This window comes from Paenibacillus turicensis, from assembly GCF_050461185.1.
GTDB lineage: Bacteria > Bacillota > Bacilli > Paenibacillales > Paenibacillaceae > Fontibacillus > Fontibacillus turicensis_A.
Map to the genome: position 1 here is coordinate 23,778 of NZ_JBCMOR010000015.1, position 12,816 is coordinate 36,593.

Consider the following 12,816-nt stretch of genomic DNA (forward strand, 5'->3'; position numbering starts at 1 on the left):
CGTGCAAGCTAACACATAAAAATCAATAATTTTGTGACAAGAATCACATGATTAATGTCACATTTGGATTAAGAATCGTCAAACCCTTGCCACACATAGCTTTATCGCAATTGTTATATGTGAATAAAATGTGTCCATTTGCAATTAATTAGCTTACATGAAACTAAAGGCAAGGAAAACCATCAAAAAAATGACAATTCCCCCTGCCTTCTGCTGTTATTTTATATAGATATTATATCTTAACTCCACGTATTAATACGTCTTTGGTAAAACCCTTGCTCCATGCAAGCCAATTTAACACAATGACGAGCACCATGTACAAATAAGTACCATAAATGACCTGCAAAAAGGCGAAATGAATAAGAGCAATCAAAAAAGCAACTAGCATGATAGGCACAACCTTTACGCCTTCTGCTGATTCCCCAACCCCAAACGGCTTGGAAAACGGTAATGACTTTTCAAAATACATGAAGGTTAGAACCGTATACAAAAAGAGGCTTAATAATACAGAAATTAAATCAGGTATGATAGCAATGCTAAATAAATAGATCATTACAATACTGACGAGTAGAAACACTGGTGCGATGAGACGTAAGAAGCAAGCCTTAATCATACTTTTATATATAACCACTTCATCCTGTATTGGCGTAATTTCATAAATCCATGCACCTTTATGCTTTTCACTATATTGAATCATAATGATGACCGTTGGAATGAACATGGCACAAAAATAAATGAGTAAAAACATGGGTGAGCCTTGAAAGTTACTACTCCCTCCAAAACCTGGGCTAAACAAAAAAATAAACGGAAACACCAATGACAAGCCAAGTGAAGGATAAACTTTAAGCTTAAACTTGCGTTCCTTCTTAATCATTGTCCATATAAATTGAAAAAACACTTTTTCAGTTTGACTACCACAGCTTAATTTAGCAAGAAGCTTCGGGAGTTTGTTTTTACTTTTATCAACCCCACTTGGTGCGGCTAACTTCTGCACATAACGCTCTAGCGTAGGCAAAAATTTCAGGTAGATGATAAATGACAGAATAGGGATCACGATGGCGAGCAGGCTAAATAGTATAAATAATGGGTCATGTATCCCATTTAACGTGGTCTCAAATAGAGCCGCAAACCAGATCGGTGGGATTAAAAATTGCCACCACTGGGACTGAAACACGACAGCCATATCTACAACCCCAAATAAACGTATTAATAGCTGATAGCCCACCGTAATACCAACAGTTAGGCCAATTTGTACATAATTAATCATGTCCTTGAGCTTCTCACCATCAAAAAAGCGTAACACCAGCAAATAAATAAGTGCGGTTAAAACGACCGTAAATAAATCAATCAGCACTACACATAAAAGCATCAGAAGAAAAAATAAAATACCATGCCGATACAGTCCTACGCCTAAGGGAACGAGAGCAATCGATCCTGTTAAGAACAGCATATAAATAGAGACGTGCATCGTTTTTGCCATGGCAATCGTTTTTTTATCAACTGGCTTACTGAACAAGATGGTACGATCCCGCACATCTAATAAAATCGATGAAAAGCTTGAAATTAAAATTGTTAACAGCATAAATGTAAAAATGCCAAAAAATATACTCATCTGAAACAAATAATTGTCTGCGATATAAATGAGCGGGCTGGTGATCAAGCCAAATAGGCAATAAAACCATAAAGAACGAATAAATTGATTTTTTTCAGATTTAGTGTTGGCTAATAAAAAGGAAGAAGTTCTTGCATCGAGCGTTAGCTTCACTTGAAGGATGTGCCGCATCGCTTTATAATCAATCCCGAATTTAGTAAATAATCCACTACATTTATCTAATAGCTGCAAAGTTCGATAATCCCTCATATGGTTACCCTCCTTGCACAATCGATACAAATCGTTCAGCAATCTCACGATGCTCATTAAAGCCTGTCAGCTGATTAAAAATTTGTTCTAATGAACCCTCATGACTCTGATGCTGTAGCTCCTCAAAGCTGCCATCTGCAACAATTCGCCCTTGATCCAACAAAATGATACGGCTACTAATCTTCTCCACCACGTCCATAATATGAGAAGAATAAAAAATAGTTTTGCCCGCTGCTGCGAGCAATGCCAGCATTTCTTTTATAATAATAACGCTATTTGCGTCCAAGCCACTTAAAGGCTCATCCAAAAATAAAATATCGGGATTATGAAGCAAGCTTGATATAATCATGACCTTTTGCTTCATCCCTTTTGAGAAGGTGGATATCGTAGCATGACGCATCTCCCACAGCCCTAGCTGATCCATCAGCCTTCCTGCCTTGCTCTCTGCTTCATCCGCATCCAAGCCATATAACTGTCCAATAAAGACAAGATATTCCATCGCAGTTAACATATCGTACATCTCAGCAATTTCAGGGACGTAACCAACCCTTTTTTTAAAATCAGCCCCCTCTTCACCTACACGTGCACCTAATACTGTCACATCCCCAGTGAAGCCTTCAACGAGACCAAGCATAATTTTAACGGTAGTACTTTTTCCTGCGCCATTGGGGCCTATGTATCCAATAATTTGTCCTGGGTAAACCTCTAAGTCAACACCATTTAACACGTACCGATCACTATATTTCATCCTTAAATCTTTAATTGAAATGACTGGTTTATTATGGGTTAACAAGCCGTTCAACTCCTTTTAGGTCATATTTCAAAAATTACTAGACCTTAGTCTAGTTTATATTATCCCTGTAGACGGAAGCATCAGTTAAAAAAAATATAGTATACTGAACATGTTCCAAAGCTGCTAAAAAGTAAATTACATATTATAAACAAATTCCAGGGAGGAATTATTAAAATGAATAAAAAAACTTGGTTAGGACCTATTTTAATCATTATCGGTATATATTTGTTGTGGTTTAAGGAACAAGCACTTACCCCAGGAGCTATATTTGCTACCTTTTGGCCTACGATTTTTGTAATTCCAGTTGGACTATTATTACATTGGTTTTATTTTTCGTTCTCCTACCGCAAGCTTACAGGATTGCTCATCCCCGGTGGTATTTTGTTCACAGTAGGTCTCGTTTGCCAGATCTCTACCTTATTTGATAGCTGGCAGTATATGTGGCCAGGGTTTATTGCAGCACCCGCAGTAGGACTCTTTGAATTTTATTGGTTTGGAAAACGGAACAAATTCTTATTAATACCCATTAATATATTAGCTGGATTATCCCTATTATTTTTTGCCGTCTTCTCACTTAGCTCCCTATACAATCAATTTGTGTTTGGGCAACCCGTCCTTGCACTCGTCTTTATTATTATAGGAGCCTTTTTCATTATGAAGCCCAAACGTAATTAGGCATAGTTGCACTGAATTAGACCGACTTGTATACCTGAGAGCACTAATCTAGTGCTCTTTTGTTATAGTCTCAACCAAGCCGCCAATACCAAAACTACAATACGGGACATATTTGTCAGCATAAAGTTACTCACTGCTAATTTAAAGGTCAACCTTTTAACTGGCTGAGCAATAAATTGCTTGGCATTACTAGTGACTGGAATGATCGAGAGTAAAGCAATCAACAGTAAGATTGGGGAAACATCCAGCAAATAGAGTACAATGAGGTCTAGAAAAGAGGCGTAATATAATATTTTAAATAAAATCAATGCATTTTCACGACCAATATAAACAGGAAGGGTATAACGCTTATTTTCAATATCCTCTTCCATATCGCAAATGTTATTGGCTAACATAATGTTTGCAATACATAAAATCGCTGGAATAGACACAAGGAACAACCATAACGTCTCCGTCCATACTAATTCCAAAAGGATTTTGTTATGCTCAAACGTTAAGATTGCTAATTGATTACCCACTTGAATGTAGGTTGAAATATAAATAATGACAAAGCCCATAAAAAGACCCGAAAAAATTTCGCCAAGTGGCATACGCGAAATGGGAATAGGACCAAACGAATACAGGATGCCAACCGCAAAGGAAAGTCCACCTAATACGAGGACAAGCCAACCCGTGTGTAAAAATAATAGGATACCTGCCCCAATCGCAAGCACCAATAAAATAATAATTAATAGCGCCACATTACTTGGATTCATTTTATATCGTACAATTGCATTATGCGCCTCATAGCCATAACCGTATTTTTTGATCGCCTTGTGGTAGTCATAATAATTATTTATGGCGGTTGTAGCCATGTCGAAGCTTAGCAATGACACTAACATTAATATAAAATGCTCTACTTGAAACGTATCAAATCGAAACCACGCATAGGAAGTCCCCATCAAAAAAGGGATCATACTGGCTGCTTTTGTTCTTATCTCTACTAAATCTAAAAATTTCTTCATGTTTGTCTTGTCATCCTCCTACTAAAAGGATATATAATTTTTGAAGTAACGTCCATAAAAACTGTGACTTAACGTATTTTCATTACTAGAAGAGGAGTTCTCACTCACATGTTAAATCTGAACCAGTTAAACCGATTCACCTCCAGCTTTTCGAAAAGAAGGACATTATGGTTAACCTTGATTTTTGTAGTTGCAGTGTTACTACGTGCGCTTTATGTCTTTGTGACAGGGACACAAGACTTCTTCGGTGGGGATGGTAGACGCTACTACAGTATGATAGAGCAACTTGCTAATAACCACATTTATGGTTACGGAAGTGAAACCGCTAACGCAAGAGTAACACCGGGATTTCCACTCTTTGGTTATGTTATTCTAACCCTAACCTCATTTAGTTTAACCGCGTATAAATGGGTACAAATACTGTTGGGGGCAGCAACCATCATTCCAGTATTTTATTTGATAAGAAATAAAGCCTCAGTTGGCTTGGCGTTATTAGGTTCGCTTTTTGTGGCAATTTATCCGCCATTTATTTTTATGACTGGCATATTTATGACAGAAACCTTATTTGTGTTTTTACTTGCTTTATTTTTTGCTGCATGGGAGAGAATGTGGAGAAACCCGACGTTACTTAATATCATTATGGCCTCTGCAATTTTAAGTTATGGGATTTTGACCAGGCCAAGCATGTTGCCCGTTATTGTATTAGCCATTGTATTTTTGGCATTTGTTAGAGAGAAAAGGAGAGTCCTGCTTCCCTTTGTGGCAACGATGGTTATTTTCTTTTTACCATGGATCATTAGAAACTATGTCTCATTACATGAATTTACGATTTTAGCTTCGGATAGCGGTAATGCCTTATTAGCAGGAGCTTATCCTTATTTTAACGAGCCTATTAACTTTAAGGAAATGTATGCACTTGGTCTAGATCAGACTAGCTATGGGCTTCGGGTCATTTTAGAAGGGTTTCAAGCTAATTTCCTGCTATACCTCAAATGGTTTACTGTAGGTAAGCTTCAAGTGTTGTTTAGTAATATGTGGGTAAGCAATACGTTCCATTTTCCTCAATTGTACGTTTACGGCGGTGTAATCTTACATTATCTTACTCTGCTCATTGCAGTACCCTCTATAATATATTGGTTATTTAAACGTAATTTCTTGGCATGGTGTTGCTCAGGCATGTTAGCGTTCCAGCTTCTATTTATACCCACTGCAAGGTACGGAACCCCATTTATCCTGCTGTTTATGGTTTTAGGTATATGGGCTATTTCTCTGCTTCTGAAGCGACTGTGGTCAAGCTATGGCACTTCTAAATAAATCTGGACTTTTAGCGTAGTTAAATAAAAAAAGGAAGATGCACCGAACATGACGGTTATCTTCCTCTATTATTGTTCTGAGAAATGATTTTTATCTAGAAACCTGACCTCAACGTCTGCATTCCCTCTTTTTACTCCATACATAGACTCATCCGCCCGATGAATCATATCCTCTAACGTTTCACCTTCTGCCGCCACACAGATTCCAATGCTTGCTCCTACTCTAATATGGCCGGTTTGAATTTGCGACAAACTATGCTTAATACGGTTTGCAACCGTGACAATGCTTTGCTCGTCCATATCTGTTAATAAAATGACAAATTCATCGCCACCTAGTCGGCAAATGGTGTCCTCTTCTCGTACAACAGCTAATAGCTTTTGTGCTACATCTTTTAATAATAAATCACCACTTGCATGTCCTAACGTATCATTTACTTCTTTAAAATTATCAAGATCAATAAATAAAATAGCCAAAGAGGAACGTATCCACTGACTATACTCCTTGAACTTTTTATTTAGCATTGCCCGATTAGGTAGTCCCGTCATCTCATCGTGATAAGCCAAATACTCAATTCGCTGCTCCATCTCTTTACGTTCAGTAATATCAATAACGACCCCATCTAAACGAACTAAATGACCCTTATAATCAAAATGAGGACGTCCTCGGTTTTGCAGCCAAGTAATAGAACCATCCTTATTTAAAACTCTAAAGTCTTTAGAGGAGGTCTGTCGCCACAACACCATTTCTTGTTGCGCATCCATAATTACTTTACGATCATCGGGATGGATACAAAAATACATAGTAGATAAATCTGTGATTGATGTATAATGTGCAAGCCCTAACATTTTCTTCAATCGACCAGATAGCTCTAGCTTCTCGGTATGGAGATCATAAGACCAAGTACCAATAGATACATTATCTAAAATCGTCTGCAATCGATCCTCACTTAAATCAGCCCGTTGTAAAATGTTTTTTAGCATTTTAGTGTACATGATACAAAATATAGAGACAAATCCAGAAAAAGCAACGACATATATCCAATCTTCTCTCCCCATTCCAGGGAACATTAATTTTCCGTCATACCAAAAAAAGTATAAACCAGAACCGATATATAAAATGCTCGATAATAAAACAGGTCGTAAATCATGATAAATCAAGCTAGAGATCGGTACTAATGCCATAAATAAATAATTAATGTAATGAGGGGTATGAAGTATTAATGAGTAAAAATACACAAACATTAACACACAGATCATCATCATTGTAAAGCTTGATAAACGGGGGATTTTTATAAAAATAAAGGCAATTAAAAATAGGAGTAATGTTAAACCAAGATGGCTTCCAGAGATTTTGCCTCTCACCAGAGTATGAATAATAAAGGCACAACCATAAAAAAGCGCGATTATGCGCAACATCCAAATGTTTTTCTGATGTATTAAGTTCAGCCTGTTACGCATCTATCTATCCCACTCTTTTCTTGAAAATAGGTATAAGCAACTATGCCTAAAATACTAGTATACTAAAAAAAACGACCTTAGGCGTGCTCATCCTTAAATACCTATTCTATTATCAGCGTAAAAAATACTTTCGATACCATTTAATGACTATTTATCTTCGCCCAAAATCCCCTTTTAATCAGTATATAGCGAAATAAATGAGCGTCAAGATGCGCCAGTTAATCAAAATTAATCATAAAAAAGCACAAACAGTCAGGAAGGGATGCTCCTGAAGCTTGTGCTTCAATTATAGCTTATTTTTTCCCCCTCATTAAGGGATATACTGTTGAACAATCGATGTAATTACACCGTCTTGAATTTTAATATGGTAAGGGAAATTACTTAAATCTAAATTATCCTTGTCAGCAAAGATTTTATTAAATTTAGCCAACGTTATTTGTTCATTTGCTTGAATGTCCATATCCTCAAGCTGGCCAGTACGATCATAAATTTGCATCATCACTGTTGCATTCGGAGAGACAGTATACGTTTCTAAAGGCTTATGGTTGTTCACGATATAGTAGCCATCTGGTGGCCCATCAAGATCAGCATCTGGTTCATGCGCTGCAAAAGCTTTACGTGCTGCTTCACCTTGATACCATTCAATTGGCTCTATCGTCAATGTTGTTCCAGAGGCATCCGTACTTATGTGATTAATATATACCGTCTCTGTCACTTCATTAGCTTGTTTAATAGTAGGAGTTACATCTTTATAATCAGATGCTTTTGTATTTGAAAGTAAAAATGGTGTCATCACCACAATCATCAAAATTGAAAGACATGTTTTTTTCCATTTATTCATCGCATGTACTCCACCTTTCTAAAAGAAGGATAAGCTGCTTTATAGTCATTACCCTAATTAGCATTTTCATAAACATGATGGATATGTATTTATATCCTTTATACGATCCTTCTCCTTCATTATAATGTGCAGCAAATGTGAATTGGTCACAATCGCTTTAAAATAAAATGACAAATTGTATTAATTGTAAGTGCATTCAGCACAGTCTATCATTTAAACAAAGGACTCTTGGAGTTGAAGTTAGTCACTTACTTTTGGTATGATATAAATTGTAAACAATTAATTGTGTAACTATATAGACAGGGAGGCTTTATAAGTGACAGATCAAGCTAAAAATCATACATCCAGCATATTAGCAGGTACACCCATTTCGATTCTCGATCTTGCCCCAGTAACTGAAGAAGGAAGTGTAGCAACTTCTTTAAAAAATACAATCGACTTAGCACAACATGCAGAACGTTGGGGTTATCATAGATATTGGTTGGCAGAACACCATAATATGCCCGGAATTGCAAGCTCTGCAACTTCGATTGTGATCGGACAAGTCGCCGCACATACCAAGCAGATTCGTGTTGGCGCTGGCGGAATTATGCTACCTAATCATTCACCACTTGTTGTTGCTGAGCAATTTGGCACGTTGGAAAGCTTATTTCCAGGTAGAATTGACTTAGGCTTAGGGCGCGCACCAGGCTCAGATGGTGCTACCTCTCAAGCGTTACGTCGAGGGCCTGGAAGCAATGGACAGGATTTCCCTGAACGCCTTCGTGAGCTTCGCGCCTATTTCCAGCCCGATCCCCATGCCCCTTCTAGAGTAAGGGCGATTCCTGGTGAAGGCTTAAATATCCCAATCTGGCTACTTGGCTCTAGTGGCTTTAGCGCAGAACTGGCTGGTCGTCTAGGTTTACCTTTTTCATTTGCTAGCCATTTTGCACCTGAATATTTAATGCCAGCACTTGACTTGTATCGTAGTCATTTCACCCCATCTGAGGTATTAGATAAGCCACATGTCATGATAGCAGTAAATGCCGTCGTGGCGGATACGGATGAACAAGCTAAATATTTAGCTACCTCTCAGCAACAACAGTTTTTGAATCTAATCCGAGGAAAAACAGGGAGACTTCAGCCGCCAACGGACGATATGGATTCATTGTGGAATGCACAAGAAAAGGCACTGGTTCAGGGCAAATTTAGCTTTGGAGCTGTAGGTAGCCCTAACACTGTTGCCGCGAAGCTACAATCACACCTGGAACTAACGGGGGCAGATGAGATCATCCTATCCGCACAAATATATGATCATACAGCACGTTTACATTCCTATTCATTATTAGCAGAAATATTCGGGAACACTACTGAGGTATGATTTAAAGCATTTCATGGTACATGTTATAATTAAGGGATTAAATTGTCTTTTGAAAGGAGCTTGGTAGTATGGATCCCATAACGATGATTGCAGCCAGCTCATTAGTTATCACACTCCTGCTTGCAGTTAAAGTTATTAGTTTACAAAGACAACTTCATACTGTGCAAAAGCAATTGAGAGATGTGCTTGTCTATGGCACCACCAATGCATCAACAGGAAACGTGCCAAAAGGAAATCCAACCTATACTTACGAAGATCAAGCAAGTCATACTTTAGGCAACGGCCCCTTAATTGTAAATGCACACTTACAAGCAGAGCTTCGCACACTGGTGGAAAATGGACAAAGCATCCGTGCGATCAAGAAGCTACGTGAAGCGACAAATTTATCATTAATTGAAGCCAAGCGGATGATAGACCAATTAGAGGTTCAAATTAAATAATATGAATATATAACTAAATGGAGAAAGAAGTGTGCTAAAGAATGAAGCAGGCATTAAAAGAAGAAATTGTAGAGGAACTGAAGCAACGCTTTATTTCATATGCAAAAGTAAATACACAATCTAATGAGGATAACGAAACCTGTCCTTCTACTCCTGGGCAAATGACGTTGGCTCACCAGCTCGTGAAGGAGCTGAAGGAAATTGGCATGGAAGATGTCACTGTTGATCCCTATGGATACGTAATGGCCACCTTACCTGCGAACACAGAAAAGGATATCCCCGTCATTGGCTTTTTAGCCCATTTGGATACATCACCTGATTCTTCTGGGGAAAATGTTTCGCCACAAATTGTAGAAAATTACGACGGACAAGAGATCCTTTTAAATGCTGCATTAGGTGTTAAGCTTTCTCCTGCTGACTTCCCTAATTTGCACAACTATAAAGGACATACCTTAATTACAACAGATGGCACCACATTACTTGGTGCAGATGACAAAGCAGGGATTGCAGAAATTATGACGGCCATGCATTATCTGATTAAGCACCCTGAAATTAAACACGGTAAAATTCGAGTTGCCTTTACACCTGATGAGGAAATTGGACGTGGACCTGAGAAGTTTGATGTGGCAGCATTTGGTGCTACATACGCCTATACAATGGATGGTGGCCCTGTAGGAGAGCTTGAATACGAAAGCTTTAATGCAGCAGCGGCTACATTGACCTTTCAAGGGATTAGTGTACATCCTGGAACCGCCAAGGATAAAATGGTGAATGCCTCTAAGCTAGCTATGGAGTTCCACTCGCTGTTGCCTACGGCTGAATGTCCTGAACAGACAGAAGGCTACGAAGGCTTCTATCATCTGACAGATATATCCGGTAACGTTGAATTTGCAACTTTAAAATATATCATCCGAGACTTTGATCGCACTGCCTTTGAACAGCGTAAATCACTAGTTGAGCAAACCGCTAAGCAGCTTCAAGCAAAATATGGAGAACATGCTGTTAGCGTGCAAATCAAAGATACGTATTACAATATGCGCGAAAAAATTGAGCCTGTCTTTGAAATTGTTGAGATTGCCAAAGGTGTGCTTGAAGCCTTAGACATCACGCCGATTATTCAGCCAATTCGCGGAGGTACTGATGGTTCCCAGTTGTCCTACATGGGATTACCTACGCCTAACATTTTTACAGGTGGGGAAAACTATCATGGTAAATATGAATTTGTGTCCTTAGATAACATGGTGTTAGCTACTCACGTTGTAATTGATGTAATCAAAAAATTCGAAGAACAAGGTTAAGTTTAATTTAAGCTTTAGGATTTCGAGGTCTTAAGCCTTTTCTAGACATAAAAGTGGTGGATGTTGTAAGAAGCTTAATCTGCTTCCGATCATCCACCACTTTATTTTTTTAAAATGTACCTACTTAAATGTGGAATCGGGATGTATTGCTAGACTGTTCAAAGCGCTTCTATTTAGTGGATGGGGTGTGAAAGAATTGTCAAATATGTGTCATAGAAAAAAGGGAAAAAAGGAAAAAATAAAACGAAGAAAATAAAGGATTTTAACCATTATGTAAAGAAATACAATATTACCAAATACATTCCTGTGTCGTTAAATATAAACTTTTATCGAAAGTAGCTACAAAGGTGGTGATTGTTTGACACAGAATAATATAATAACCTCTGAATTAGAAAAATTTATGAAGGAGCATGGTTACACCTTTCAATACTTTTCAAAGCTTACGAAAATTAATGTAGGGACTTTAAGTGCATTGGTAAATGGCAACCGCTCCCTTGCTATGGGGCAGCTTGATAAAATTACCGCTGGAATGGGACTGCCTCCGGATACATTTTATGATGCGTATATAGAAGATTTCTTTTTGCATTCTCCACCAAATTGGCGCCGATTAAAGCCTTTTTTATATCGGTGTGCAGAGCTCAATCGAATTGATTGTATCGAGCGGGTCATCGGACTTACGATGGATACACTCGCCTATATTCCTCAACTATTTGAGACGGCGGAGGACTTTTTTTGGCTTGATTATTACGATGCATCACGGATACTCTACAAGGTGATTGCTGAATGTGAGAAATACCAGCGCTCAGAGCGCTTAGCGTTATGTCAATATCGTTTATTTTTATTAAGTATTGGCGAAGATTACACTGAAAACGTCAGAGCTGCCGCCATTTTTGAAAACTATATTGATAATCTAAGTGAAGAAATTGAGCTTGATGCCATCAAAGACTTAGCAACAACATATCTGAGAGTAAAGGATTGGAATCGACTGAATCTTTTAGCGGAAAAGCTTACGATAAAAGCGCAGGCATATTATCAGTACAGGCACCATTCCTCTAAGAAAAACTCCATTATTCTTAAAATAAAACAACCTTTGTTTTCATATATTTTAGAGGGGTATTATTTAAGAGCTAAAGTATGTGGGCAGCAACAAAACTATGAAATGGCACTACATTATACAACGTTATATAAAAATTTAGAATGTGTGGAGGATCATACAGAGGAGACTGAGGCTTGGATTACCTATTATAGAGAACGTGCAACAATCGATACGTTCCAGTACCAGCTAATGATGGGTAAAATTCAGGTATTACCAACCTATATAGATTATATTTCTAATAAAGAAAGTGAAATACTCCCTGCATTAAACATTATTGTTCAAGCGGCTAACCAATATAACTTTGAAATTGAGCCGATTCTTCACCACTTCCAAAGTTATTTGTTAAGCTTAGACGTAAGCCAAGCTTCATTAGACGATGCTTATATTTCATTTTTTATTGGACTTGCTAGCTTTTATATTGAAAAAGGAAGTTATGCGGAAGGGATAAAATGTATTTTAGATGGGCTCACCGTAGCTATACGCTTTAGTCAAGCAGGGGAGATTATAAAATGTATAACATTTTTTGAAAAATATCGGCATTTGACCTCACAAAATGGACAAAATCGCTATCATCATTTAATTTGTGCCATATCTAGCCATCATGAATCTAAGCCTGTAGTTTCTGTGTAATCACTTGAACTAACCATAAAATACAATGAGCAGTGCCTAAAATGCTA

General features: G+C 37.8%; 11 protein-coding genes. 6 read left to right on the top strand and 5 right to left on the bottom strand.

What is annotated here, in order from left to right; all coding sequences use genetic code 11:
• Positions 1-232: 232 nt before the first annotated feature.
• The gene (locus tag ABE099_RS17560) at positions 233-1,861 is read right to left on the bottom strand and encodes a hypothetical protein (RefSeq protein ID WP_430032381.1); all 1,629 of its coding nucleotides are present in this window, start codon (positions 1,859-1,861) and stop codon (positions 233-235) included.
• Positions 1,862-1,865: 4 nt separating this feature from the next.
• Positions 1,866-2,609, bottom strand: coding sequence for an ABC transporter ATP-binding protein (locus tag ABE099_RS17565; protein WP_430032796.1), 744 nt, complete (start codon positions 2,607-2,609; stop codon positions 1,866-1,868).
• 219 nt (positions 2,610-2,828) lie between these two features.
• Between ABE099_RS17565 and ABE099_RS17570 the strand changes: the two genes are divergently transcribed.
• Positions 2,829-3,329, top strand: a complete 501-nt coding sequence (locus ABE099_RS17570; RefSeq protein WP_430032382.1) for a hypothetical protein — start codon at positions 2,829-2,831, stop codon at positions 3,327-3,329.
• A gap of 62 nt (positions 3,330-3,391) precedes the next feature.
• Here ABE099_RS17570 and ABE099_RS17575 read toward each other — a convergent pair whose 3' ends face one another.
• Positions 3,392-4,333, bottom strand: coding sequence for a 1,4-dihydroxy-2-naphthoate polyprenyltransferase (locus ABE099_RS17575; protein ID WP_430032383.1), 942 nt, complete (start codon positions 4,331-4,333; stop codon positions 3,392-3,394).
• 108 nt (positions 4,334-4,441) lie between these two features.
• Between ABE099_RS17575 and ABE099_RS17580 the strand changes: the two genes are divergently transcribed.
• Positions 4,442-5,647: a glycosyltransferase family 39 protein gene (locus ABE099_RS17580; protein WP_430032384.1), complete on the top strand. Its 1,206-nt coding sequence runs from the start codon at positions 4,442-4,444 to the stop codon at positions 5,645-5,647.
• Positions 5,648-5,715: 68 nt separating this feature from the next.
• Here ABE099_RS17580 and ABE099_RS17585 read toward each other — a convergent pair whose 3' ends face one another.
• Together ABE099_RS17585 and ABE099_RS17590 are read right to left on the bottom strand one after the other, a co-directional pair.
• The gene (locus tag ABE099_RS17585; RefSeq protein ID WP_430032385.1) at positions 5,716-7,062 is read right to left on the bottom strand and encodes a diguanylate cyclase domain-containing protein; all 1,347 of its coding nucleotides are present in this window, start codon (positions 7,060-7,062) and stop codon (positions 5,716-5,718) included.
• A 352-nt stretch (positions 7,063-7,414) separates the two neighbouring features.
• Positions 7,415-7,945, bottom strand: a complete 531-nt coding sequence (locus tag ABE099_RS17590) for a hypothetical protein (RefSeq protein WP_430032386.1) — start codon at positions 7,943-7,945, stop codon at positions 7,415-7,417.
• A 316-nt stretch (positions 7,946-8,261) separates the two neighbouring features.
• Here ABE099_RS17590 and ABE099_RS17595 point away from each other — a divergent pair, with 316 nt between their 5' ends.
• From ABE099_RS17595 to ABE099_RS17610, 4 genes are all read left to right on the top strand, one after another.
• A complete protein-coding gene (locus tag ABE099_RS17595) occupies positions 8,262-9,305 on the top strand; it encodes an LLM class flavin-dependent oxidoreductase (RefSeq protein ID WP_430032387.1) in 1,044 nt (347 codons plus the stop codon).
• A gap of 68 nt (positions 9,306-9,373) precedes the next feature.
• A complete protein-coding gene (locus tag ABE099_RS17600; protein ID WP_430032388.1) occupies positions 9,374-9,745 on the top strand; it encodes a hypothetical protein in 372 nt (123 codons plus the stop codon).
• Positions 9,746-9,786: 41 nt separating this feature from the next.
• On the top strand, positions 9,787-11,043 hold the full coding sequence (pepT, locus tag ABE099_RS17605; RefSeq protein ID WP_430032389.1) for a peptidase T: 1,257 nt from the start codon (positions 9,787-9,789) through the stop codon (positions 11,041-11,043).
• A gap of 358 nt (positions 11,044-11,401) precedes the next feature.
• Positions 11,402-12,769, top strand: a complete 1,368-nt coding sequence (locus ABE099_RS17610; protein WP_430032390.1) for a helix-turn-helix domain-containing protein — start codon at positions 11,402-11,404, stop codon at positions 12,767-12,769.
• The last annotated feature ends 47 nt before the right edge of the window (positions 12,770-12,816 follow it).